A 25,713-nucleotide genomic window follows, 5' to 3' on the forward strand; every position below is an offset into this window, starting at 1 on the left:
GGACAGATGGCAATGACTGCGGGGATGCAAAATCCACAAAACATGTTTTGCCATGTTCTGCAGACGGAACTATCTGAAAAATACTGGAATCGCCGGAGGGGATATGCCTTCCGGCGATATTTTTTACCTTTTTGATAACTGTAAGTTATGAAGACAATTCCTATCTCGTATGGATTTTTCTGTATAAATTCCAGTGTATCAGTTGAAAAATGACAATAAATGCGTTAATATGGGAAGAAATACGTTCCTTTTTGTTCTATAGGATCATTGCCTGAGAAATGAAAAGCTTTGAACAGGAACGAAAATACCACCGATTAAGAAAAAGGGAATGGATCAGAAAGAGGTAAGACACCATGAATTGTAATATCGTAACGATCCCTGGAGATGGAATCGGACCGGAGATTGTACGCGAAGCGTGCAAGGTCCTTGATAAAGTTGGCGAGGTATACGGACATACTTTCCAGTACACAAAAATCCTGATGGGCGGCTGCTCCATCGACGAATACGGAGTTCCGTTAACCGATGAGGCACTGGAGACCGCAAAGAAGAGCGATGCAGTTTTACTTGGCGCTGTGGGCGGTAATGTAGGAAATTCAAAATGGTACGACGTGGCACCGAACTTAAGACCTGAGGCGGGGCTGCTTGCGATCCGCAAAGGTCTTAAGTTATTTGCGAATCTGCGTCCGGCTTACCTTTACAATGAGCTGGCAGATGCATGCCCGTTAAAGAAAGAGAACATCGGCGACGGTTTTGACATGATCATCGTCCGTGAACTGACTGGTGGTCTGTATTTCGGTGAGCGTCATACTGAGAAAGTAAACGGTGTGATGCAGGCAACCGATACCCTGACCTACAACGAAAACGAGATCCGCCGGATTGCCATCAAGGCATTTGACATCGCCATGAAGAGAAGAAAACACGTCATCAGCGTGGATAAGGCAAACGTGCTGGATTCTTCCAGACTCTGGAGAAAGGTAGTCGAGGAAGTTGCCAAGGATTACCCGGAAGTAAAGCTGGAGCATATGCTGGTCGATAACTGTGCTATGCAGCTTGTTATGAACCCGGCTCAGTTCGATGTGGTCCTGACGGAGAATATGTTTGGTGACATCCTTTCGGATGAGGCCAGCATGATCACAGGTTCCATCGGTATGCTGTCTTCTGCAAGCTTAAATGAGACCAAGTTCGGTATGTATGAGCCGAGCCACGGTTCCGCACCGGATATCGCAGGCAAAGACCTGGCAAACCCGATCGCAACCATTCTTTCCGCAGCGATGATGCTTCGTTATTCTTTCGATATGGATAAAGAAGCCGATGCGATCGAGGCAGCTGTGCAGCAGGTACTGACCGACGGTTACCGCACCGGCGACATTTACAGCGAGGGCTGCAAAAAAGTCGGAACCATCGAGATGGGCGACCTGATCGCGGCACGCATCCACTAAGCAGTCCGAGAAACGTTACGGTTCACGCATGTTTGTCCGGCATCCGGACAGGTAAACAGAATTTTGTATAGAATTGCTACAATAGAAAACTGAAATGAATAGAAATCACATACCGGTATCTGCGCCTGCAGATGCCGGCACGCACATGAGGAGGAGTCAGAATATGAGAAGTGATAATGCAAAAGCAGGAATGCAGCAGGCCCCGGCACGCTCCCTGTTCCGCGCACTGGGATTAACCGATGAAGAGATGGAGCGCCCGTTAATCGGTATTGTAAGCTCTTACAATGAGATCGTGCCGGGTCATATGCACCTGGACAAGATCGTGGAAGCCGTAAAACAGGGTGTAGCCATGGCAGGCGGTACCCCGATCGTATTCCCGGCCATTGCAGTCTGCGATGGTATTGCCATGGGACATGTCGGAATGAAATATTCCCTGGTAACCCGTGACCTGATCGCTGATTCCACCGAGTGTATGGCACTGGCACATCAGTTTGATGCACTGGTCATGGTACCGAACTGCGATAAGAACGTACCGGGACTTTTGATGGCAGCAGCCCGCTTAAACATCCCTACTGTGTTCGTCAGTGGCGGTCCGATGTTAGCCGGTCACGTAAAAGGCGAGAAACGCAGCCTCTCCAGCATGTTCGAGGCAGTCGGATCCTACGCAGCAGGTCTTATGACTGAGGACGATGTCAAAGAATTCGAGTGTAAGGTTTGTCCGACCTGTGGTTCCTGTTCCGGTATGTACACGGCAAACAGCATGAACTGCCTGACTGAGGTTCTTGGTATGGGCTTAAAGGGCAACGGCACCATTCCGGCTGTTTATTCCGAGCGTCTGGTCCTTGCAAAGCATGCAGGTATGGCTGTTATGGATATGTTAAAGAAGAATATCCGCCCGAGAGACATCATGACCGAGGCAGCTTTCCGCAATGCCCTGACCATGGATATGGCTCTGGGCTGCAGCACCAACAGCATGCTGCATCTGCCGGCGATTGCGCATGAGGCAGGCGTTGAATTAAACGTAGACATCGCAAATGAGATCAGCGCAAAGACCCCGAACCTGTGCCACCTGGCCCCGGCCGGACATACCTATATGGAAGACTTAAATGAGGCAGGCGGCATCTACGCCGTTATGAACGAGATCAGCAAGTTAGGACTCTTAAATCTGGACTGTATGACGGTAACCGGTAAGACGGTTGGCGAGAACATCAAAGACTGCGTCAACAAGAATCCGGAGATCATCCGTCCGGTAGACAACCCATATTCCAAGACCGGCGGTATCGCAGTGCTTCGCGGTAACCTGGCACCGGATTCCTGCGTGGTAAAACGTTCCGCAGTTGCACCGGAGATGCTGGTCCATGAGGGTCCTGCACGTGTATTTGACTGTGAGGACGATGCGATCGCAGCGATCAAAGGCGGCAAGATCGTGGCAGGCGATGTTGTTGTCATCCGTTATGAGGGACCGAAGGGCGGTCCGGGTATGAGAGAGATGTTAAACCCGACCTCCGCTATCGTTGGTATGGGCCTTGGCTCTACCGTAGCCCTGATCACGGACGGACGTTTCAGCGGTGCTTCCCGCGGCGCTTCTATCGGCCATGTAAGCCCGGAGGCAGCAGCAGGCGGCCCGATCGGTCTGGTAGAAGAGGGCGATATCATTTCCATCGATATCAATGCAAACACCATCAACATGAAGGTTTCCGATGAAGAACTGGCAAGACGCCGTGCAAACTGGACTCCGAAGACCAAAGAGGTGACCGGTTACTTAAAGCGTTATGCAGCACTGGTAACCAGCGCAGACAAGGGCGCTATCTTAAAAGGAAACTAATTCATGTAACCCGTACCAGAGACAGATAAGGAGTGTTTTCACATGGCGGAGACCAGAGTACTTAATGGATCAGAAATCCTGATCGAATGTTTAAAAGAACAGGGTGTAAAGACCGTGTTCGGTTATCCGGGAGGGGCCATTTTAAATATCTACGATGCGCTTTACAAGCATCAGGATGAGATTACCCACATCCTGACCTCCCACGAGCAGGGCGCATCCCATGCAGCAGACGGTTACGCGAGAGCCACCGGAAAAGTCGGCGTATGTCTGGCTACTTCCGGTCCAGGCGCGACCAACCTGGTAACCGGTATCGCGACCGCATTCATGGATTCCATCCCGATGGTTGCGATCACCTGTAACGTTGGCGTGAGCCTGCTTGGCCGCGACAGCTTCCAGGAGATCGACATCACCGGTGTGACCATGCCGATCACCAAATATAATTTCATTGTAAAAGATATCACGAAGCTGGCAGACACGGTCCGCCGTGCGTTTACCATTGCACAGAGCGGAAGACCAGGTCCGGTCCTCATCGATATCACAAAAGATGTGACTGCGGCAGAGTATGAGTATACGCCGCAGGAACCGGCACCGATCGAGCGTCAGACCGATACCATCCGTGAGGAAGACATCGAGACGGCGCTGGAGATGATCCGCAACAGCAAGAAGCCGTTTATCTTTGTAGGCGGCGGCGCCGTGCTTTCCGGTGCATCGGATGAGTTAAAGGTGCTGGCTCACAAGATCCAGGCACCGGTTGCTGATTCCCTGATGGGCAAGGGCGCATTTGACGGAACCGATGAGCTTTACACCGGCATGGTAGGTATGCATGGAACCAAGACTTCCAACTTCGGCATCAGCGAGTGCGATCTGCTGATCGTGGCAGGTGCCCGTTTCAGTGACCGTGTGACCGGAAATGCATCCAAGTTCGCGAAGAACGCGAAGATTCTCCAGATCGATATCGACCCGGCTGAGATCAACAAGAACATCCATACCAATGCCAGCATCATCGGCGATTTAAAGGTTGTCCTGCGTAAGCTGAATGCCCGTCTGGATCCGATGAACCATGAGGAGTGGATCCAGCACGTAGAGCGGATGAAAGACATGTATCCGCTGCGTTACGATAAGAACCAGCTTACCGGTCCGTTCATCATGGAGACCATTGATGAGCTGACCAAAGGCGATGCTATCATCTGTACCGAGGTTGGACAGCACCAGATGTGGGCTGCCCAGTACTACAAATACAGAAAGCCGAGAACCTTTCTCACATCCGGCGGTCTTGGCACCATGGGCTACGGCCTTGGCGCTTCCATCGGAGCGAAGATGGCGTGCGGCGACATGGGACATCCGGATACCCCGGTGTTCAACATTGCCGGAGACGGCTGCTTCCGCATGAACATGAATGAGATCGCAACAGCGACCCGCTACAACATCCCGGTTATCCAGGTTGTGGTAAACAACCATGTACTTGGAATGGTGCGTCAGTGGCAGAACCTGTTCTACGGAAAGCGCTATTCACATACCGTATTAAATGACGCAGTAGATTTTGTGAAGCTGGCTGAAGCCATGGGAGCAAAAGCATACCGTGTGACCAGACAGGAAGACTTAAAGCCGGTTCTGGAAGAGGCCATCGCATTCAATGCACCGGTTCTGATCGAGTGCCAGATCAACTGCGATGACAAGGTTTACCCGATGGTATCCCCGGGAGCCCCAATCCAGGATGCGTTCGATGATACCGACCTGAAAATCAAATAAGGGTCGTTATTATATAATTATGAAAAATCGAATTTATGAAGAAGGAGGAAGAAACAATGGGAAGAGTCTACAATTTCTCAGCAGGACCGGCCGTATTACCGGAGGAAGTTCTGAAGGAAGCCGCAGAAGAAATGCTTGATTACAGAGGCACCGGAATGTCAGTGATGGAGATGAGCCATCGATCTAAAGCCTTTGAGACCATCATCGAAGAAGCGGAACAGGACCTTCGGGATCTGATGAACATTCCGGATAACTACAAAGTACTGTTCTTGCAGGGAGGCGCCCATCTGCAGTTCTCCGCCATTCCGCAGAACCTGATGAAAAACGGCGTAGCCGATTATATCATCACCGGTCAGTGGGCGAAGAAGGCATTCAAGGAAGCGCAGAAATACGGAAAGGCAGTGGCTGTTGCATCAAGTGAAGACAAGACCTTCAGCTACATTCCGGACTGCTCTGACCTGCCGATCGACGACGATGCGGACTATGTTTATATCTGCGAGAACAACACGATCTATGGCACCAAATACAAAACCCTGCCGAACACAAAGGGAAAAACGCTGGTGGCTGATATCTCTTCCTGCTTCCTCTCTGAGCCGGTAGATGTGACAAAGTATGGCCTGCTTTACGGCGGTGCCCAGAAAAATGTCGGTCCGGCCGGCGTTGTGATCGTGATCATCCGCGAGGACCTGATCACGGAGGATGTCCTTCCGGGAACCCCGACCATCTGCCAGTACAAGGTGCAGGCAGACGCAAAATCCCTTTACAATACCCCGCCATGCTACGGCATCTACATCTGCGGAAAGGTATTTAAGTGGTTAAAGAAGCGCGGCGGCCTGGAAGCCATGAAAGAGTATAACGAGAAAAAGGCAAAGATCCTTTACGATTTCCTGGATCAGAGCAAGCTGTTCCATGGAACGGTTGCCAAAGAGGACCGTTCCTTAATGAACGTTCCGTTCGTGACCGGCGACAAGGACCTGGATGCAGAATTTGTAAAAGAAGCAACCGCAGCAGGGTTTGTAAATTTAAAGGGACACAGAACCGTAGGAGGCATGCGTGCCAGCATCTACAATGCCATGCCGATGGAAGGCGTGGAGAAGCTGGTAGAGTTCATGAAACAGTTTGAGGAGGCGCATCAGGCATGAGAAAGATCCATTGCATCAACGCCATTTCCAAATATGGCACAGACCAGTTCACTGAGGACTATCAGCTGACCGACGAGGTAAATGAGGCAGAGGGCATTCTGGTCCGCAGCGCATCCCTTCATGAAATGCAGTTTTCCAATTCCCTGCTTGCCATTGCACGTGCAGGCGCAGGCGTAAACAACATTCCGTTAGAGGCCTGTGCACAGGAGGGCATCGTGGTCTTTAATACCCCGGGTGCCAATGCAAACGGGGTAAAAGAACTGGTGCTGGCAGGACTGTTTTTAGCATCCCGTGATATCGTCGGCGGCATTGAGTGGTGCAAGGCCAACAAAGAAGATGCAAACATTGCCAAGTCTGCCGAGAAAGCAAAGAAGGCTTTTGCAGGCTGCGAGATCAAGGGCAAAAAGCTGGGTGTGGTCGGTCTTGGCGCGATTGGTGCCGAGGTTGCGAACACGGCGATCGCCCTGGGCATGGAAGTTTACGGCTATGATCCGTACATTTCCGTCAATGCGGCATGGCGCCTGTCCCGTGATGTAAAACACACCACCAGCCTCGATACCATCTGCCAGGAGTGTGATTACATCACCCTGCATGTTCCGGCTGTGGACTCCACAAAGGGCATGATCAATAAGGCAGCGTTTGAGCAGATGAAAGACGGCGTTGTGATCTTAAACTTCGCCCGCGACATCCTGGTCAATGAAGATGACATGGCTGAGGCATTAAAATCCGGCAAAGTGAAAAATTATGTGACGGATTTTGCAAATCCGAAGTCTGTAAACCTGGAGAATACCATTGTGATCCCGCATCTTGGCGCTTCCACTGAGGAGTCTGAGGATAACTGTGCGAAGATGGCCGTTCAGGAAATTATGGATTATCTGGAAAACGGCAACATTCGCAATTCCGTGAACTATCCGGCGTGTGATATGGGTGTGAAGAAGACGGCCTGCCGTCTGGCTGTGCTGCATTTAAACATTCCGAACATGATCGGCCAGATCACCGGGGTGCTGGCTGCCGGAAAGATCAACATTTCCGACATGACCAACAAGAGCCGAGATAAATTCGCTTATACGCTGATGGATCTGGAACATGTACCGGATGACATCATGGTCCAGAAGCTCAATGCCATTGAGGGTGTGTGCAGAGTCAGACTCATCTGATGAAGGAAAATACAAAAATTTCATAGAGACTGCCGGGACAGGGAGGACAGCGCATTTGCAATGCCTGCCTGTTTCCCGTCAGAAAATTAGCGAAGAAGGCTGGGGATATCAAGAAGTCCCCAGCCTTGCTGGTTTCTGGGAAGTCCCAGGTCGACTGCCCGGTCCCTGAGGAAAAGTTTTACGTCCCGGTTGGACATCTCCGGATGCTGCTCCAGGAGAAGGGCAATGGCACCGGAAACAAAAGGCGTAGCCATGCTGGTACCGCTTTTTATGGCATAACCGCCGCCGGGACTGCAGCTGGTGATGGCGGCACCTGGGGCGACAATATCCGGTTTGCAGATGCAGGCGCGGGTAGGTCCTCTCCCGGAATAGTCAGACATGCGGTTTCCCATAACGTTGACTTCCTGGTGATCGTCAGAACAGCCAACCGTGATGACCTTGCGGCTGATGCCGGGCGTGGTGATGGTGCCGCTTTTTGGTCCCATATTGCCGGCGGCGACCACCACGATAAAACCGGAGTCCCAGAGTTCCTCCACGCCGCGGACCAGGGCAGAGTTTTCGCTCATGCTCCTGCCGGAAAAGGAACCGACCGAAACGTTGACGATCCGGATGTTGTAGCGCTCCCGCTGCTGCATTACGGTATGAAGTCCGGCAAGCACGTCGGAAACATAGCCGCCGCCCCGTTTGTCCAGTACTTTCACCGGAATCAGGTGGCAGCCCGGGGCGATTCCGCAAAAACGCCCGGCGCTTTCTTTTCCGTTCCCGCCGATGATGCCGCAGACATGGGTGCCGTGCCCGTTATCGTCGTAAGGGAGTTTTCGCCGGCGTACGATATCGAAAAAGGCAGCAATGCGTGACTTAAGATCCTCGTGCGGGAAGCATCCGGTGTCCAGCACAGCCACGCCGATGCCGCGCCCGGTAAGGCCGTCCGGGATGTGTGCAGAGGAAAAAGGAGAGGCTGTACGCATGGAAAACCTCAGTGCTTTTTTACTGTTAGGATATTCTGGTGATAAGGCAGTGGTGCGGCTGTCGATTTAAGAATATCTTCATAATCTATTTAAACATTATACAAACATTTTCGTAAGGCATATGTTATACTAAAATCAGAAAAAAGATAAACATCTGAACTCCTTAAAACTTTTTTGAAACGGATATGTAAGAAAAACCTGTGCAACCATCACGGCACAGGCTTTTTTCTTCTCCTATCCGTTCCTTTTTATTTGACAAGGTTTTTCGGGCATGCTATAGTGAAAGTGCAGTCCAAATGGGCGGATTTGCCCGTATTTCTAAAACATGTAACTGCTCTGTATTCTGTATGTCTGCAGTTACCAGGATTCCATGATCCGGCTTTTGTCAGCAGTCCGGAAAAATCAGAATTTTTAGATTCCCAGATTTCAAAATTCCCAGATTTCAAAATTCCCCAATTCCTATCCCTGAACAGTTCCCACAATTGCCGATGCTTCGCATTCCAAATCGGCAAAATCTGCTGCCAGAACTGTATCATACGGGATTTTCAGTTCAGAAAATCCCTACCTGTGAATAGTAACCTAAATTCCCACATGAAAAGACAACAACTGGTTGACATTTGAGCCGGTTTATACTATGATTATAACATTGAAGAGAACATCTGTTCGCAACGGCAAAAAGCTTTGTGGATGCAGTGGTTCTATAGTTGGAGGATTATAACATGAATAAAGACGATAAATTAAAGGCACTGGATGCTGCCATTACCCAGATCGAGAAGTCTTACGGAAAAGGTTCTATCATGAAGCTGGGCGATTCCGGTGCCAACATGAACATTGAGACTGTCCCAACCGGTTCCATCAGTCTGGACATCGCACTGGGACTTGGCGGTGTACCGAAGGGCCGTGTCATCGAGATTTACGGACCAGAGTCCAGTGGTAAAACAACCGTAGCACTTCACATGGTGGCAGAAGTGCAGAAACGCGGCGGCATTGCCGGTTTCATCGATGCGGAGCATGCATTAGACCCGGTCTATGCAAAGAACATCGGCGTCGATATTGACAACCTTTACATTTCCCAGCCGGACAACGGCGAGCAGGCACTGGAGATCACCGAGACCATGGTGCGTTCCGGTGCAGTGGACATTGTCATTGTGGACTCTGTTGCAGCCCTGGTGCCGAAGGCCGAGATCGACGGCGAGATGGGTGACTCCCATGTGGGGCTGCAGGCACGTCTTATGTCCCAGGCCCTCAGAAAGCTGACCGGTATCATCAGCAAATCCAACTGCTGCGTTATTTTCATTAACCAGCTGCGTGAGAAGGTTGGTGTTATGTTCGGAAACCCGGAGACCACCACAGGCGGCCGTGCCCTGAAGTTCTATTCCTCTGTCCGCATGGATGTGCGCCGCGTAGAGTCCATCAAACAGGGCGGCGAGGTGATCGGCAACCATGTCCGTGTGAAGGTGGTTAAGAACAAGATCGCTCCGCCATTTAAAGAGGCAGAGTTTGATATCATGTTTGGTCAGGGCATCTCCAAGGAAGGCGACATTCTGGATCTTGCCGCGAAGGACGACATCATTGAAAAGAGCGGCGCATGGTATGCATATGACGGTGCCAAGATCGGTCAGGGACGTGAGAATGCCAAGACGTATCTGCGCAATCATCCGGCAGTCTGTGCTGAAGTAGAGAGCAAGGTCCGTGAGAAACACGGTCTTCCGGCAGATGAGACCGTAACTGCACTGGCTGCAAATGCGGCTGCAGAAGAAGCACAGGACGCACAGAATGCAGAAAATGATGGTGCTGGTCTAACCGACGCGGAGTAATTCCATGAAAGTCTGGAATTTACAGAATGGAATTGTGCAGGTGCAGGACCTGCATCCGGAAGAACTGCAGCATGGAAAAAAGGAGAAACCGGAGAAGAAAAGCAGAAACACAAACGGTTCCGGGAAAACAGTCCGGGAGTGCGCACTCGCACTCCTGGAATTTCGTGACCGCACAGAGAGGGAACTGCGCCAGAAGTTAAAAGAACGGGAATACAACCCGGAAGAAATCGAGGAGACGGTACTCTTTTTAAAAGAGTACCGTTATTTGGATGATGAGGCCTATGCCGGGCGTTACATCCGCTCCTGCGCATCCAGGAAAAGCCGCCGCCAGATCCGGGCTGATTTGGAGCGTAAGGGCGTATCCCGGGACATCATTGACCTCACCCTCCAGGAGGAAGAAGTAGACGAGGAAAGTCAGATCAGAAAGCTTCTTTTAAAGAAAGGTTATGAGCCAGGAAAGCGCATGGAGTTGGCGGATTACCGGAGACTTATGGGAGCTTTGGGACGCCGTGGATTCAGCAGCGAAGCCATCCGCAGGGTCACGGACCGTATGTCTGAAGAAGCAGAATAAGGAACAGGAACGACGCGAAGAACTTCCACAGAGTTATTGACATAATGCACAAAACAGTTTAAAATTGAAGTGTTGTATTGGTGTACAATGAAAACTAAATAAGGAGGTGCTCCTGTGTCAACAATAATAGCAGTTGTAATTACACTGTGTGTTGTGGCGCCTATTAGCTGGGCAGTTGCGACCGCGCACCGGAAAAGTGCTTACGAAAGCAAAATCGGAACCGCGGAAGAAAAAGCCAGGGAAATAATAGATGAAGCGTTAAAGACGGCAGAGACAAAGAAGCGAGAAGCTCTCCTGGAAGCGAAGGAAGAGTCCTTAAAGACTAAGAATGAGCTGGATAAAGAAACAAAGGAAAGAAGAGCTGAACTTCAGCGCTATGAACGACGTGTGCTGAGCAAAGAAGAGAACTTAGACAAAAAAGCAGAGAACATGGAACGGCGGGAAGCCGGACTTGCATCCCGTGAGGAAGCCTTAAACAAGCGTAACAGCGAAGTTGAGGCTCTGTACGAAAAAGGGATACAGGAACTGGAGCGAATTTCCGGTTTAACCTCCGAACAGGCAAAAGAGTATCTGCTCAGATCCGTTGAGGCAGAGGTCAAGCATGACACTGCCAAGATGATCAAAGATCTGGAGAACAAGGCAAAAGAAGAGGCTGACAAAAAGGCAAAGGAGTACGTGGTTACTGCAATTCAGAGATGTGCTGCAGACCATGTAGCGGAAACTACCGTGTCGGTAGTACAGCTTCCGAACGACGAAATGAAAGGCCGCATCATTGGCCGTGAGGGTCGCAATATCCGTACCCTTGAGACCATGACTGGTGTGGAACTTATCATCGACGATACCCCTGAGGCAGTCGTATTATCCGGATTTGATCCGGTACGGCGTGAAGTGGCAAGAATTGCCCTGGAACGTCTGATCGTGGATGGACGTATCCATCCGGCAAGAATCGAAGAGATGGTAGAAAAAGCGCAGCGTGAAGTAGAAGCGAACATGCGCGAGGATGGTGAGGCGGCAGCCCTTGAGGTTGGCATTCATGGAATCCATCCGGAACTGATCAAACTGCTTGGTAAGATGAAATTCAGAACCAGCTACGGTCAGAATGCATTGAAGCATTCCATCGAAGTTGCACAGCTGGCAGGTCTGCTTGCCGCAGAGGTTGGAGCAGATGTGCGTCTGGCAAAACGGGCTGGTTTATTACATGACATTGGAAAATCCATCGACCATGAGATGGAAGGCTCCCATGTACAGCTTGGTGCAGATCTTTGCAGAAAGTACAAAGAGTCTGCGACTGTCATCAATGCAGTAGAGTCCCATCATGGCGATGTTGAACCACAGGGTCTGATCCCTTGTCTGGTACAGGCTGCAGATACGATTTCCGCAGCAAGACCTGGCGCAAGAAGAGAGACTGTGGAGACATATACCAACAGATTAAAACAGCTTGAAGAAATTACCAACTCCTTCAAGGGAGTAGAAAAATCATTTGCAATCCAGGCTGGTCGTGAAGTTCGTATCATGGTTATCCCGGAGCAGGTAAGTGACGATGACATGGTTCTGATGGCACGTGAGATTTCCAAGCGCATCGAGGATGAGCTGGAATATCCGGGTCAGATCAAGGTTAATGTGATCCGCGAATCACGTGTAACAGATTACGCGAAGTAACAACAAACCAGCAATGGGCAGCAACACAAAGCTTTAGCAGAAAAGTAAGACCGGTATTGGAAAATGCCGGTCTTTTTTCTTACATTTTTATGAGAAAACTTACGAATCTGCCAGACAGCTTGACATTAGAAATAAGATGTAATAGAGTGAAACTGTAATAATCCATTTGTGTCTGGAAGAAAACAGTGACTCCCAAATACGATAGAAAACGCTCCAAAACAGTAAGGAAGCAAAGATGACGGACAGCAGGAAACAAGAGATAACTGTGAGTCTGCCAAAACAGTTGCAAACAAAGATAGAAAGAGAGTGGGGAATATGATGAATAAAAAGAAATGGCTCGGAATGCTTACGATGGCGGCATTGTTTACCGGTCTGATGGCTATGCCGGTTATGGCAGCCAGCAGAAAAAAAATCAAATCCGTAAGTTTGAAGGTGGAAGCATCCATTACACCGGAGACCCGGATCGGCTCGGAAGACATCGATGTTGATGTAAAAGACAGCAGTAAGTATTCCTATGATACGTACGAAGTCAATAACACCGGTTTTGAGTGGGTAGCAACCGATGTTCCGGAAATTACGATTTATCTGCGTGCAGAAGATGGATATTATTTTTCCGTTACCAAACTGAGTGATATCAAACTGGATGGTGCAACTCTGGTAAAAGCATCGAAAGCAGATTCATCGGAAACATTAAAGGTGGTTGTAAAGTTGCCTTCTCTGTCTGAGTATGTGGCAGATTTTTCAGAGGAAGAGACAGTAAATCTGACAAACAATGGTTTTGCAACCTGGAACCCGATTTCCGGTGCAGGCAGTTATGAAATTATGGTCTACCGTGATGGCAATGCAGTTGGCGTGACCGCGCGTACCAGCACAGAGCCGAACTACAATTTAAAGAACGAGATAACCAGACCGGCCAGCTACCAGGTAAAGGTTCGTCCGGTCAATGGAGAGAATGCTTCCAACAAAGGTAAGTGGGTAGAATCCAACGTGGTTTCCTACAATGCAGACCAGGTAAAGGCAATCCGCGCAGGTGAGGCTGGTGGACTTCCGGTTTCCGGTGAGTGGAAGAGTGACAACAATGGCTGGTGGTACCAGCACAGCGATGGAACCTACAGCAAAAATGCATGGGAAGAGATCGATGGCAAGTGGTATGTATTCGATGAAAACGGATACATGAGAACCGGCTGGATCGACTGGAATGGTGAGGCATATTATTGTGACAATTCCGGTGCCATGCTGACAAACACCACGACTCCGGATGGATATATTCTGGATTACGATGGACGGATCAAGAATCATTAAAAAATACGATAACAAAAACAGCCCAGACGTTAAGTCTACGGGCTGTTTTTGTTTGCCATTTTTTTACAGAACCCATTCCTCCAGAAAATGCGCTGCTCCATCTTCTTCATTATTTCCGGCTACAAATTTTGCTGCCTGTTTTACATCATCTTCCGCATTTTCCATTGCGGCAGAAATGCCTGCAGCCTGAAGCATGGAGATATCGTTTTCGTTATCCCCAATAGCCAGAACATTTTCCAATTGTATCCCCAGTTTTTTACAAAGTATATACAGTGCATTTCCTTTGGAAGCATTGGTGGAGTTTAGTTCTATAATGCCATCGCCGGTTCGCAGAAATATAATGCCTGGTATGGGGCTTCCTTTTTCCAGAAGTTTCTGTGCCAGTTCATCTGTTAAGATATAAGCCCCCATTTTCATCACGTTTACCCCGCTGGTCCTTAAAAACTCTCCCAGATTTTTCACAGTTCCTTCGCTGAATCTGATGTAAGGATATTTCTCCGAAAGCCCTGTTTTCTCCCAGCCTTCTGCCCGGAAAGTACCTTTGTCTGTATGGACATATACAGCCGCGGGAAATTGCTCCAGATAAGCAAGGGCTTGCAATGCTTTTTCTGTGGGAATACCTGTCTTGCTGATACTTTTTTCTTTTTGTACATCCATAAGCAAGGCACCATTGGAGCAGATGGCATATTTGATTCCTTCCACATTATTTAAGACAGCAGCTTTCATTCCATTTAAAGGTCTGCCAGATGCCGGCACCAGGAGTATGCCTTTTTCAACAATCTTTCTCAAAACATTTATTGTATAGTCTGATATGCTTTTGTCATTATGAAGAAGAGTTCCGTCCATGTCTACGGCCACCAGATAAATGGTTGGTTTCTTGTTGTGCATATTGATTTCCTCCGTTTGAATTTTTCTGTATGATTCATTAAGTATAGCATACTTAGCCTATATAACAGTGTCAATTCTAGTGTCGAAGCCATTCTCACCCATCAAACAATTCATCATTTTCCTCATCGATACTGACGAATCCCTTGTGAAACTGGCGAAATCGTTCAAAACATCTTCCTTTCAAAGCTATTTTTTGTATAATTGTATTTGCAGTCAGGTAGATATTAAAAACGCGTGAAAAGAATTCAAGTTAAATCAAGAAACAGGAGAATCATGTACATGCTCAGCACAAAAGAAGAACTTTATCTTTACCTGGAAAAAATAAGCAGGGGTTATGCTCTGAAGGATCTGAAATATTTTACGGCAAATCATATCAGCGAATCATTGAACATTTCCCGTAATCTGGCCAGTCAGTATCTGAACGAGTTAGTAAAAGAAGAGCGGGCCATTAAGGTCAACTCCCGCCCTGTTTATTTCTTTCATAAGAAAAATGTTGAACGCGAGGCCCAGGTCTCTCTGGAAACCTGCGTATTCTCCGGTATGGACGATTTTCAGCGGAAATGCCGAAGCGATGAAAAGAAAAGAGATTTTCAGAAAGCCATCGGTTATTACCTGAGTTTAAGTTCCTGCATCGAGCAGTGTAAAGCAGCTGTTAAATACCCGCCAAATGGTCTTCCGGCCTTGTTTAACGGAGCCGGCGGAACAGGAAAGGCTTTTCTTTCCAGTCTGATGTATGAATATGCTGTAAATGAACGGGTAATCGGAACTGCAGGCGCAGCTTCTCTCCCGCCTTACATCACAGTAGACTGCTCCGAATATGCCCAGAATGAAGAAAAATTTGCTCTTTCCCTTTGCGGCAGCGAAGATGGAAAAGGCTGGCTTGCAAAGGCAAACGGCGGCATCCTTTTCTTTGATGAAATTGACAGACTTCCATTTTCAGGACAGGAACTGATCTATTCCTACTTAATTTCGGGACAATATAAAGGATATCATGATGACGAACATGTTTTTGAGTCCAATGCAAGACTGGCATTTTCCACCACAAAAGCACCGGCGGAAGCACTTTATAAGCCACTTGCAAGGATGATTCCCATTGTGATCCCGGTCCCAACATTGCATGAACGCACAGCCGATGAAAAAGAGGAAATGTTAGTCTCCTTCTTAAAAGCAGAAGGGCGGCGCATGGGCGTAGATGTAAGCATCAGCCAGAACGCCTTCCACTGTATGCTGGAATTTTCCTACGAAAACAACATCGACGAATTAAAAACCTGCGTTACCAGCAGCTGTGCCGGAGCTTATCTGGAAAAAACCAGCGAAGGTATCGCTATCCACAGTTATCACCTTCCGGAATATATGCTCTCCTCCTTAAAACTGGAGGTTGAAGACAAAGACAAACGGATGATCCACTTAAACAGTTACAGCCGTGACACCTCTTTGGGGCAGACGGTACAGTATTTCCAGATCATGTTAGATGTCTTTGAAGATTACCGTCAGGATATGCTCAGTTTTGACGGCCTGATGATGGAATTCCGGAAACAATTAAATGATTATTACGACTATCTGATCTACGGACAGAAGCTTGTAAACATCAAGATCTCCACTTACGAACAGCTGATCAATCAGATTTTTGAAAATGTAGGTGAAATGTATGGCATCAGCCTTTCCAAAAAATACAGCCACTTACTTGCCCGCCGCTTATATATACAGCTTCAGGGCGACCATCTGATCGACAACTGGATGAAACAAAACCATGACGAGATTGAAGAAATGTTTCAGGCTGTAAGCGCTGTTCTTGAAAAAGAATCAGTCATCTGTTCCAGGATCGTAAACCTGATCAAACTGAATCTGGACATTGAAGCAGACAGTTTAAACCAGCTGTTTTTGCTTTTAGATATAAAAAACCAGAACCAGAAGATCCAGGGACTTTCCGCAGCCGGTATTATCTTAAGCCACGGCTATGCAACAGCTTCCAGTATTGCAGATGCCGCTAACCAGATCATCGGGCGAAAGGTATTCGATGCCATTGATATGCCTCTTGACATGCAGATGAGTAACATCACCGGGCTGCTGGAAAAACACATTGAACGATTTATCACCTGTCAGGACGTAGTACTTCTGGTGGATATGGGTTCTTTAGAGCAGATCCACAGCCAGATGGGCGGCCTGCGAAATTTAAACATCGGCATCATCAACAATATTTCCACTGCCTTAGCTGTTGACATCGGCCTTGGCATCTGTGGGAACCAGAAGCTGGAAGACATCCTGAAACGGGCCAGCGAAAGCAATGTCTGCACCTACCGTATCATTCACAATGTACAGAAGGAAGACGCCGTGATCTTCAGCGGAGAAAACGGCATTGACACAACGGAAAAGCTAAAAGAGCTGATCTTAAAAGCTTCCGCCACTTCCATTCCTGTAAAATTTGTGGCTTATGATTATTACCGGCTGATGAAAAACGGCAGCCATGATGAGATTTTCCAGCAATACCATGTAAAATGCATCATCGGGCTTTTTAATCCGGAAATCGAAGGAATTCCTTTTATTTCTTTAGAGGATATTATTTCCATGAATTCCGCAGAAAAACTGACAAACATTTTTTCAGAGTACCTGGATGAAGAACAAATGGAAGTATTTAACCAGAACCTGGTAAAGAATTTCTCTCTGCAGAATGTAGTTGAATCCATTACCATTTTAAATCCTGACAAGCTTTTAGATGAAGTGGAACAGGCAGTGGGACGGCTTCAGAAGATCACAGGAAGAAAGATCGCAGGACGTATCATGATCGGGCTTTATGTCCACCTTTGCTGTCTGGTGGAACGACTGGTCACAAAAACGACCATTGATAATTACCAGGATCTGGAAGAATTTGAACAAAAACACGCCGAATTTATCAGGCAGGTAAGGGACAGCTTTCAGGATATCTCCCGGCATTACCGGGTGGCTCTGCCTGTAAGTGAGATTGCTTACATTTATGATTACATGCATTTGAATTCAAAAAATAAGCTTTCCGGGCAGGCAGAAAGCCCGGCCGTCCGTGAGGACGAATAGGAGGTAAATATGGGTATTGTACTTGCAAGAATTGATAACCGTCTTCTTCATGGTATCGTGGCTACACAGTGGGCCGGACGTTCCGGTGCACAGCGTATCATGATCATTGATGACACGGTTGCCAATAATGAACTGACCAAAGCCAGCATGAAGCTTGCCAGACCTACCGGAATGGCTATTTCCATCATTACCGAGGAAACAGCTTTAAATAACTTCAAAGCCGGAAAATACAATGACCACACTGTATTTGTACTGGTTAAAAGGCCGGGAACATTGGTAAAGCTGTCTGAAATCGGTGTAAAGATCCCGGAACTGGTCATTGGCGGAACTGTAAAACCTGAGGAAGGCGAAGAAGCTGTGAAGTTTTCCAAGAGAGCTTACGCAAAGCCGGATGACCTTGAGGCTTATAAGAAATTAAAGGCTGCGGGGACCAAACTCTATGCACAGTATGTACCTGCAGACGCAGAAATTTCTGTTGATGAATTTCTGAAATAACAAAGGGGGAAAATGTTATGCAATTGAGCGTTTTACAAATTGTACTGCTTGTTCTGGTGGCTGCTGAGATCAACGTTGACCGCCGTGGATTATCACTGACCCATGCGAGACCTGTTATTGTAGGTTTTCTGTGCGGACTGATCTTAGGCGACATGAAAAGCGGTCTCTACATCGGTGGTACATTCACATTAATGGCTTTAGGTGTTGCTGCTGTTGGAGGTTCATCTATACCTGATTATGGTGTTGCAACCATTATTGCATGCGCATTTGCAAAGACAACCGGACAGGGTCCGGAAGTTGGTATGACGATCGGTCTTCCTGTTGGTATGCTGGGTGTACAGATGGATGTTTTATTCAAAATCTGCAACTCCTTCATTGCTCAGAAATCTCAGAAATATGCAAATGAAAAACAGTTCGGTAAAATGTATGCCATCCTTTACCTTTGCCCTGTTATGGTAGCTATATTTACCTCTCTTCCAACTGCTATAGCTTTAACAGCGGGAGCTCCTTTGGTTCAGGCTATCCTGGATGTGCTTCCTGCCTGGGTAACAGGTGGTCTGTCTGTGGCCGGAAAGCTGCTTCCAGGTCTTGGTATTGCCATGCTGCTCCATTTCATGCCGGCAAAGAAGTACTTCAACTACATTCTGATCGGTTTTGTGCTCAGCGCATACATGGGTGTACCGATCCTTGGTATCGCATTCCTTGGCGTAGCTTTAGCTTATAAGTTTTATATGGATGAAGAGGCAAGGGAAAATGTAGGATTTGCAGGAGGTCTTGAAGATGAATAATGAGAATGAAGTAATGGAAAAAGCTCCCGTTTTAACGAGAAAAGACTGTGTGAAAGGTGCCATCCGCTGGTCCTTAATAGCAACTACAACCTTTAACTACGATACGCAGCTTGCTCCGGCCGTTGTTTTCGGTATCGGACCTCTGCTGCGTAAAATCTACAAAGACGATGATGAATACGTTGAAGCATTAAACAACCATTACAAATACTTCAACACTATGCCATGGCTGGCAAATATCGTTCTTGGTGCTACTCTGGCGTTGGAAGACAAAGAGGGAATCTCTTCCCTGGATGCTGTACAGAATATCAAGGTCAGCTTAATGGGACCTTTAGCCGGTATCGGTGATACCTTATTCTGGACGCTGCTTCCTACTATCATGGGTTCCATTGCAGGATATATGGCTTTGGAAGGCAACCCCATCGGTGTTATCCTGTGGCTCATCATAAACCTTATCTTCATCGGCATCCGTACTCAGTTGATGTGGATCGGATACCGCGAAGGTACCAAACTGATCACAAAAGTAGGTGGAAAACTGGCTCGAATCACAGATGCTGCTTCTGTTCTGGGTCTTACAGTTGTAGGTGCGCTGTCCGCAACGGTTGTAACTGCAAAAACACCTCTGGCATTCCAGATGGGCGAAGTCAATTTAGCGGTTGCGGATCTGTTAGACAAGATCATGCCTTCCATGATCTCTGTAGCTACTGTCCTGGTACTGTATAAGCTTCTTGGAAAGAAGGGAATGAAGATCACTACTCTGATCCTGATCGTCATCATCTTCTCCATGCTCTGCTCTGCGCTGGGAATTCTGGCTTAATCATAACTTAAAAACATGCAACTGACGGTTCTGCCTCTCTTATTTGGCAGACAGAGCCGTCTTTCATTCAACTAAGGGGAGAATTATATGGTTGAAGTAAGTACAGCAAAACGTAATATTACACCTCTGTTTCCTATGTACATGCGCGGTTATTATATGAGAACGGGAAAATCTATTGGTGTTTTGGATGAACTTTACTGCAGGACCTTGGTCCTGCGCATTAACGGGGAGATTTTTATATGGTCCACCTGGGATCTGTGCCGGTTAGAAGAACCGATTTCAGATTATGCCCGTACGGTCCTTGCCGGAAAATACTCTGTTCCAAAGGAAAATATCATTATCGGAGTTATTCATACGCATTCCGGTCCTGATATTAGTTTTGAAGATGAAGGAGAAGACAGAAATCATCGCAAGGCCGTTTACAGAGAATATGTAATGAAACAGCTTTTTGACGCCGTAGATGAATGCTTTGAGCGTGGTTTCTTAGAGGTAACACCTTATATGGTAAAGGGAACGATAGAAGGTGTATACGGAAATCGAAACTATCGGGACAAACCAAGTGATAAAGATATCAACATAATCCTATTCCGCAATGAAAATCATGTAGTAGCAGGTATGTTCCAGTTTACCTGTCATCCAACGGTCCTTGGCATCCACAATATGAAGATCAGTTCTGATCTTTTGGGAAATATTGGAAAAGCACTGGATGAAAAATACAATAGTATTTTCATTACCATGCAGGGCGCCTGCGGTGATATGGGCAATCGCCAGTACCGTCAGGGAAATAATGAAAAAGAGCTGTGGCGTGTCCGCGATGAAATCATGGAGCAGATTGATATTTTTGCGGAAACAGAAACTCCTATGGAGTTAAAGGTTGACGCCGTAAAGACTGCCGAATATACCGTTCACCAAGCCTATGACATCGATGCCATGAAGGTTCAATTGGCGGAAGATGAAAAGAAACTGGCTGCTGCTGTCACAGAGGATGATAAGAAACTTCTCTGGTCCGGTGTGCGACATTTGAAAAGAAAGATTGCAGCAGGCGGTGTTAATGCAACACTTCGCTCCGTTATCTTCCATCTGGGTGATCTGGAGATCATCACGATCCCGGGAGAGTTGTTCTCTACCTTCGGAATGGAGATCAAAAAGCATTTTCATGCTCCTATGCGTATTGTTTGGGGTTATGCAAATTACAGTGCAGGTTATATTGTAGAGAAAGATGAATATGGAAAAGGCTATGAAAGCAGGTCGACTCCATTTCCGCAAGGAGAAGCAGAACTTTACGTAGATCATCTGATCAAATCTCTGTAGAATCTGATCCCTGTCACGCTATCGCAATTACAACTATGAAACTATAAGGAGAAGCGTTATGAGAAGATATATTATCGCCTCCCATCATTTACTGGCCCACGGCCTGAAAGACACATTAAATTTTCTTACTTCCATGGACGGCATCATTGATATCAGTGCCTATATGGATAACACCGATCTTCCTACCCAGATCAAAGAATTATTTGATTCCTTTGACCCGGAGGATGAAGTGGTTATGATGACAGACATGTTAGGAGGCAGCGTAAATCAGCAGTTCTGTCCATATGTAAACGAACATCGGCACCTGATTTGCGGTATCAATCTTCCATGTGCCTTAAGCCTGGTATTACAGCCTCAGGATATGCCTCTTACTGCTGAGACTGTCCGCACTATAGTAGAAGAATCAAGAAGTCATCTGATCTATGTAAATGAGTATCATGATGGGACAAATGAGGATGATGAGTAGGAAATAAAGTGAGAAGGTAAACACGACGACCTCCCGCATTGTGCGGGAGGCCATTTTTGTTAGAGCGCTATAATATCCCGATCTTCCGGTACATAGAGATTCCCATGATAGTAAGCCTTTCCTTCGGTCATGTAAAGCTCTTTCCGCTTTCCGACGGATTTGTCTTCGGTATGCCAGAGCACCAGATTCGGAATATGCAGGCTCTCAGCCAGTTCGGCGGCATCCTTAACAGTGCTGTGATGCTTTTCGTAAGGCTTGAAGCGGTCACGCTCTTCGTAGAGACAGAATGCCTCGTGAAGCAGCCAGTCGCTGCCTTTCACGTAAGGCTCGCAGTCCGGATTGTAAGGCTCATCACCGGCACAGGTCAGCTTTTTGCCGTTTTTCAGAATGGTGGTGAAGCCAAACTGCCGTGCCTTTGTGGAGTGGATATCGAAAAAGGTGACATCGTAATCCAGGATATGCAGGGTTTCACCGTCATGGACCGGGATCAGATGAATGCGGTCACCGATGAGACGGTAGAATTTGTCCTGCAGGGTCAGCTTACAGAAGGTGTCAATGGTGGATACCAGACCATCGTGGCAGTAAATCTGGAAATCTCCGTCATATTTGTCGTTTTTCATGCGGGTAGCAATGAAACGGACCAGCCAGATCACACCGAGGATGTGGTCGGTATGCTCATGGGTCACGAACAGATGATGGATCTGCGGATATTCGATCTTCATATCCTCCAGAATCCGCAGAATGCCGTTGCCGCCTCCGGCATCGACCATGAAATACTGGTCACCGTCACGCAGGGCAAAGCAGGTATTGTAATAATGAGTGGCATTGGCGTTGCCGGTGCCGAATACGTAAAGCTCTTCCATAGCAGGTACACTCCTTGTTTGTGGTAAATGGTTACTGTACACGGGCAGGTATTTTCTGAACTGAAAATGCCGTATAATACAGTAACAAAGGGATTTTAAACAGCAACAATATCTTTGCAATTTGTCGTATTTATGGTACTATACTTCTAGAAAAAAAGCAACCTGAGAGGAGGCATACCGAGTTGAACAAAGAAGAATTTCTGCGGGGACTGGAGAATGCGCTTTCCGGCAATGTTCCGCCGTCTGTGGTGCGGGACAATCTCCGTTATTACGATGATTATATTCGTTCTGAGCGTCAGAAGGGACGTTCGGAATCTGACATTATGGATGAACTGGGAGATCCGCGTCTGATTGCCCGTACCATTCTGGATACAACGCCGGGAGCGGCAGAGGGTGAGTATGAGGAGTATCATCCGTTCGGCAGTTTTGCCGGAAACAGCGGCAGAACCAGTCAGCAGGAGGAGCCGCAGCAGGCCCAGTATGGGAATTACGGCGGAACCGGAAATATCCACTACTACAACCTGAACAAGTGGTACTGGAAGCTTCTGGCTGTTGTGGTCGTGATCTTGTTTTTTACACTGATGCTGACCATTATAGGCGGAATTCTGACACTGGTTATTCCGCTGCTGCCGGTGATCGGCATTGTGATCCTGGTCATGTGGCTGGTTCGCGGTCCGCGAGGCTGAGATATCTGAATAAAAATGCAGTCTGCACTCTGCTAAGGAATTGCAGGGTCACGCATTTCAAGAACCCGGGAATATTCTTTTGTTTCCGGGTCTTTTTTTGTCTCGGAGCGGTTCAGCTGCAGAAACCGGACAAGCTGGTAACAGTCGATCCAGATTTCGTTATTTCCATCCTTCTGGGATTCATCAAAGATGAGCTGAAGCCCAAAATGCAGATGCGGCTCATCGATATTATTCGTGTTTTCCGTTCGGCTGTAGCCGGTGCGGCCCAGATAACCGATCACATCCCCGGCCTGGACGATGCTGCCCTCCTTTAAGGCTTTGTGATAGGGATAGTTTTTTCGCAGATGTGCATAGTAATAGTAGCGTTTTTTGTCAAAGCTGCGGATCCCAAGCCGCCAGCCGCCGTATTGGTTCCAGCCGATAGCCTCCACATAGCCGGATTCCACGGCAATGACAGGGGTTCCTACCTGGCCCATCATATCATGTCCGAGATGCCGGCGCTTGAAGCCATAGCTGCGGGAAACACCAAAATCGTCATAATCCTGATAGGGAAAATGCTTGGCAATGGGAGAGAAGGCTTTTAATCCGTATTTGGTAACCCAGGACACGCTGCCGTCTTCTGCCGGCTCCTGAATTTCATAAGTGCCGACCATGCCGCCAAGAACTGCAGTGTAGGCCTCCAGATAATAGGCATAGTATTTCATATTTTCTGTCAGGGACTGCATGGATTCGCCACCTTTTATACGTTCTGCCAGTGCATCCATGTCGGTAGTGCGGAAGCGGGAAAAATCACCTCCGCAGCGGGCGGCAAGGTAAGCGAGAAGCTCGATCCAGCTTAGGTGGCAGTCAGATGTAAAGCTGTCTACATCCAGACGGAGAGCCTGACGCAGCGCTTCATCCGGAACAGAAAAATCGACCCACTTAATATACTTTTTTTCTTTTGTTTGAGCGGAGTCTGACGGAGTGGCATTTGGGGTATTGGAAAAGATGGCTCCGGAAGATGTCTTTCGGGAGAAAACAGAAAGGCACAGGGCCGTCAGGATCAGGATTTCTGCGGTAACTACAAAACGGAGAAAGCGTGAAAGGGCATATTGAAACAGGAGAGAAGATTTCATGGTTCTGCTCCCTCGGCTTTTTACCATTTTATGGGTTGAATTATACAGATAGCACAGAAAACGAAAGGAAATTATTAAGAAAAAGTAAATTCTGCCCAGATTGCTTGACTGGAAAGTGTCATACGTGTATAATCAGTTTGTAACATAGTTAACAATTAAGTAATATTTAGAAATAAATAGTTCACGATTGGAGAGCGGTTCATGAAGAAAACGGTATTATACATAGCAGCAGTGCTGGCAGTATCAAGCGGTTTGATGTGGCAGAAACCTATGGTTGCACACGCAGAGCCGGAGGTCATCCAGGAAGCTCCGGTTTCTACGGTACTTGAAGTGGCAACGGAAGAAGATTCCGACGAAGACAATGGACCGGCTCCGGAGATCCAGGCAGCAAAGAAGCTGGAAGAAGAGCTTGCCGCAGCAGAAGAAGCTGCAGCCCAGGAAGCAGCCCAGACAGCCAGTGCCCGTCAGAATCTTGTGGATTACGCACTCCAGTTTGTAGGCGGTTCCTACCGCGCAGGCGGCAATGATCCTCACACCGGTGTGGACTGTTCCGGTTTTGTGCGTTATGTCATGCAGCATGGTGCAGGAATCAGCATGAACCGTTCCTCCAGTTCTCAGGCAACTCAGGGAAAGGCAATCAGTTCCAGCCAGATGCAGCCGGGCGATCTGTTATTCTATTCCGGTGGTTCCGGAATCAATCATGTAGCTATGTATATTGGAGATGGAAAGATTGTCCATGCCTCCACCTATGCAACCGGCATTAAGATTTCCAACTGGAATTACCGCAATCCGGTCAAGATCATAAGCATGTTCTAAAGGATAGAGCCGGAAACAATCGGACATTGCTTTTTCCATTGTTTTCCATTATAATGAGGTTGAAGAATGCTGTTCCCCTTAAATTAGCTTCTTCAACCTTATTAATTATTTATACTCCCTAAGAAAAGTCAGACAGCTCCCCTGTCTGGCTTTTCGCGTTGTGTGCAATCCGGTCAGATCCAGACCTGTGTATTTGACTTGAAAATTTGGTAAAACAGTTTTGTTGTGCTAAAAATTGGGAAAAAACGACAGCTGCGTTATGGTATATTCTGCGTTCGAATTCGCATACTAATCCCGTAACAAATTCACAGAGCCAAACAGGAGGGATGCATGATGAAAAATCATTACAGCGATATGGACAACAGCAGAGACTGCCACACTTCCAATTCCATGGATTCTGAGCGTAACAGCAGCCGGAATTCGAACCAGAATAAGACTCAGAACAGCAGCCGGAATTCGAACCAGAACAGTACCCAGAACAGCAGTCGCAATTCCAGCCAGAATGATACCCAGAACAGCAGTCGGAATAGCAGCCGGAATACTACGCAGAACAGCAGCCGCAATTCCAGTCAAAACACCACACAGAACAGCAGCAGAAACAACATGGATCATTCCACAAGAAACTAAAAAATCAAAAATACGATCGAACAACGACTCAGCAAAAAAGGCCGCCTTCTTCGCGAAGACGGTCTTCTTCGCTTTATAGGAAATATGCATAAAAATTTGATAAAAACTTGTCAAGTATGCCGAAAGTGAGAACGTCAATGGAAAAAATGGGGATAGTGGATTGACGT

Annotated in this window: 22 protein-coding genes; 17 read left to right on the forward strand and 5 right to left on the reverse strand. The window is 47.6% G+C overall.

Annotation, left to right across the window (positions count from 1 at the left end):
- Positions 1-353 precede the first annotated feature (353 nt).
- From leuB to DWZ40_RS05200, 5 genes are all read left to right on the forward strand, one after another.
- Entirely contained in the window at positions 354-1,439 is a 1,086-nt protein-coding gene (leuB, locus tag DWZ40_RS05180; RefSeq protein WP_118541411.1) for a 3-isopropylmalate dehydrogenase, read from the forward strand.
- A gap of 163 nt (positions 1,440-1,602) precedes the next feature.
- Positions 1,603-3,264, forward strand: a complete 1,662-nt coding sequence (ilvD, locus tag DWZ40_RS05185) for a dihydroxy-acid dehydratase (RefSeq protein WP_118541413.1) — start codon at positions 1,603-1,605, stop codon at positions 3,262-3,264.
- Between the two features lie 42 nt (positions 3,265-3,306).
- Complete coding sequence (gene ilvB, locus DWZ40_RS05190; protein WP_118541415.1) at positions 3,307-5,013, forward strand: biosynthetic-type acetolactate synthase large subunit; 1,707 nt, start codon at positions 3,307-3,309, stop codon at positions 5,011-5,013.
- A 56-nt stretch (positions 5,014-5,069) separates the two neighbouring features.
- Positions 5,070-6,155 carry a 3-phosphoserine/phosphohydroxythreonine transaminase gene (gene serC / locus DWZ40_RS05195; RefSeq protein ID WP_118541417.1) on the forward strand — a complete coding sequence of 362 codons (1,086 nt, stop codon included), beginning with the start codon at positions 5,070-5,072 and terminating at the stop codon, positions 6,153-6,155.
- Entirely contained in the window at positions 6,152-7,312 is a 1,161-nt protein-coding gene (locus DWZ40_RS05200) for a phosphoglycerate dehydrogenase (protein ID WP_118541419.1), read from the forward strand. Before serC ends, DWZ40_RS05200 begins: the two co-directional genes overlap by 4 nt.
- 86 nt (positions 7,313-7,398) lie before the next feature.
- Here DWZ40_RS05200 and DWZ40_RS05205 read toward each other — a convergent pair whose 3' ends face one another.
- Positions 7,399-8,280, reverse strand: coding sequence for a S8 family peptidase (locus tag DWZ40_RS05205; RefSeq protein WP_118541421.1), 882 nt, complete (start codon positions 8,278-8,280; stop codon positions 7,399-7,401).
- 719 nt (positions 8,281-8,999) lie between these two features.
- Between DWZ40_RS05205 and recA the strand changes: the two genes are divergently transcribed.
- The 4 genes from recA (at position 9,000) to DWZ40_RS05225 (ending at position 13,629) form a co-directional block, all read left to right on the forward strand.
- Positions 9,000-10,097: a recombinase RecA gene (gene recA / locus DWZ40_RS05210; RefSeq protein WP_118541423.1), complete on the forward strand. Its 1,098-nt coding sequence runs from the start codon at positions 9,000-9,002 to the stop codon at positions 10,095-10,097.
- Positions 10,098-10,101: 4 nt separating this feature from the next.
- On the forward strand, positions 10,102-10,668 hold the full coding sequence (locus tag DWZ40_RS05215; protein ID WP_118541425.1) for a regulatory protein RecX: 567 nt from the start codon (positions 10,102-10,104) through the stop codon (positions 10,666-10,668).
- 114 nt (positions 10,669-10,782) lie between these two features.
- Positions 10,783-12,327 (forward strand): ribonuclease Y, encoded by a 1,545-nt coding sequence (gene rny / locus DWZ40_RS05220; RefSeq protein ID WP_118541427.1) that lies wholly within the window; start codon positions 10,783-10,785, stop codon positions 12,325-12,327.
- A gap of 315 nt (positions 12,328-12,642) precedes the next feature.
- A complete protein-coding gene (locus tag DWZ40_RS05225; RefSeq protein WP_118541429.1) occupies positions 12,643-13,629 on the forward strand; it encodes a hypothetical protein in 987 nt (328 codons plus the stop codon).
- 63 nt (positions 13,630-13,692) lie between these two features.
- Here the strand turns inward: DWZ40_RS05225 and DWZ40_RS05230 are convergent, their stop codons facing one another.
- Positions 13,693-14,517, reverse strand: a complete 825-nt coding sequence (locus DWZ40_RS05230; protein WP_118541431.1) for a Cof-type HAD-IIB family hydrolase — start codon at positions 14,515-14,517, stop codon at positions 13,693-13,695.
- A gap of 279 nt (positions 14,518-14,796) precedes the next feature.
- Here DWZ40_RS05230 and DWZ40_RS05235 point away from each other — a divergent pair, with 279 nt between their 5' ends.
- From DWZ40_RS05235 to DWZ40_RS05260, 6 genes are all read left to right on the forward strand, one after another.
- Positions 14,797-17,565, forward strand: a complete 2,769-nt coding sequence (locus DWZ40_RS05235) for a PRD domain-containing protein (protein ID WP_182431625.1) — start codon at positions 14,797-14,799, stop codon at positions 17,563-17,565.
- A gap of 9 nt (positions 17,566-17,574) precedes the next feature.
- Complete coding sequence (locus tag DWZ40_RS05240; protein ID WP_118541435.1) at positions 17,575-18,060, forward strand: PTS sugar transporter subunit IIB; 486 nt, start codon at positions 17,575-17,577, stop codon at positions 18,058-18,060.
- A 17-nt stretch (positions 18,061-18,077) separates the two neighbouring features.
- A complete protein-coding gene (locus DWZ40_RS05245) occupies positions 18,078-18,848 on the forward strand; it encodes a PTS sugar transporter subunit IIC (RefSeq protein WP_118541437.1) in 771 nt (256 codons plus the stop codon).
- Positions 18,841-19,662: a PTS system mannose/fructose/sorbose family transporter subunit IID gene (locus DWZ40_RS05250; protein ID WP_243035209.1), complete on the forward strand. Its 822-nt coding sequence runs from the start codon at positions 18,841-18,843 to the stop codon at positions 19,660-19,662. The genes DWZ40_RS05245 and DWZ40_RS05250 overlap by 8 nt, the downstream gene beginning before the upstream one ends.
- 87 nt (positions 19,663-19,749) lie before the next feature.
- Positions 19,750-20,973, forward strand: coding sequence for a hypothetical protein (locus DWZ40_RS05255; protein WP_118541439.1), 1,224 nt, complete (start codon positions 19,750-19,752; stop codon positions 20,971-20,973).
- A 58-nt stretch (positions 20,974-21,031) separates the two neighbouring features.
- The gene (locus DWZ40_RS05260) at positions 21,032-21,439 is read left to right on the forward strand and encodes a PTS sorbitol transporter subunit IIB (protein WP_118541441.1); all 408 of its coding nucleotides are present in this window, start codon (positions 21,032-21,034) and stop codon (positions 21,437-21,439) included.
- A 59-nt stretch (positions 21,440-21,498) separates the two neighbouring features.
- Here DWZ40_RS05260 and DWZ40_RS05265 read toward each other — a convergent pair whose 3' ends face one another.
- Complete coding sequence (locus DWZ40_RS05265) at positions 21,499-22,302, reverse strand: MBL fold metallo-hydrolase (RefSeq protein ID WP_118541443.1); 804 nt, start codon at positions 22,300-22,302, stop codon at positions 21,499-21,501.
- 182 nt (positions 22,303-22,484) lie between these two features.
- Between DWZ40_RS05265 and DWZ40_RS05270 the strand changes: the two genes are divergently transcribed.
- Positions 22,485-22,988 carry a DUF1700 domain-containing protein gene (locus DWZ40_RS05270; RefSeq protein WP_182431626.1) on the forward strand — a complete coding sequence of 168 codons (504 nt, stop codon included), beginning with the start codon at positions 22,485-22,487 and terminating at the stop codon, positions 22,986-22,988.
- Between the two features lie 32 nt (positions 22,989-23,020).
- On the opposite strand, the gene DWZ40_RS05275 is transcribed toward DWZ40_RS05270, so the two are convergent.
- On the reverse strand, positions 23,021-24,103 hold the full coding sequence (locus DWZ40_RS05275; RefSeq protein ID WP_118541447.1) for a M23 family metallopeptidase: 1,083 nt from the start codon (positions 24,101-24,103) through the stop codon (positions 23,021-23,023).
- A gap of 201 nt (positions 24,104-24,304) precedes the next feature.
- Between DWZ40_RS05275 and DWZ40_RS05280 the strand changes: the two genes are divergently transcribed.
- The gene (locus DWZ40_RS05280; protein WP_118541449.1) at positions 24,305-24,919 is read left to right on the forward strand and encodes a C40 family peptidase; all 615 of its coding nucleotides are present in this window, start codon (positions 24,305-24,307) and stop codon (positions 24,917-24,919) included.
- Between the two features lie 288 nt (positions 24,920-25,207).
- Here the strand turns inward: DWZ40_RS05280 and DWZ40_RS19755 are convergent, their stop codons facing one another.
- Positions 25,208-25,636, reverse strand: coding sequence for a hypothetical protein (locus DWZ40_RS19755; RefSeq protein ID WP_207664489.1), 429 nt, complete (start codon positions 25,634-25,636; stop codon positions 25,208-25,210).
- Between the last annotated feature and the right edge of the window lie 77 nt (positions 25,637-25,713).

The organism is Clostridium sp. AF32-12BH, from assembly GCF_003477935.1.
Classification (GTDB): Bacteria; Bacillota; Clostridia; order Lachnospirales; family Lachnospiraceae; genus Brotaphodocola.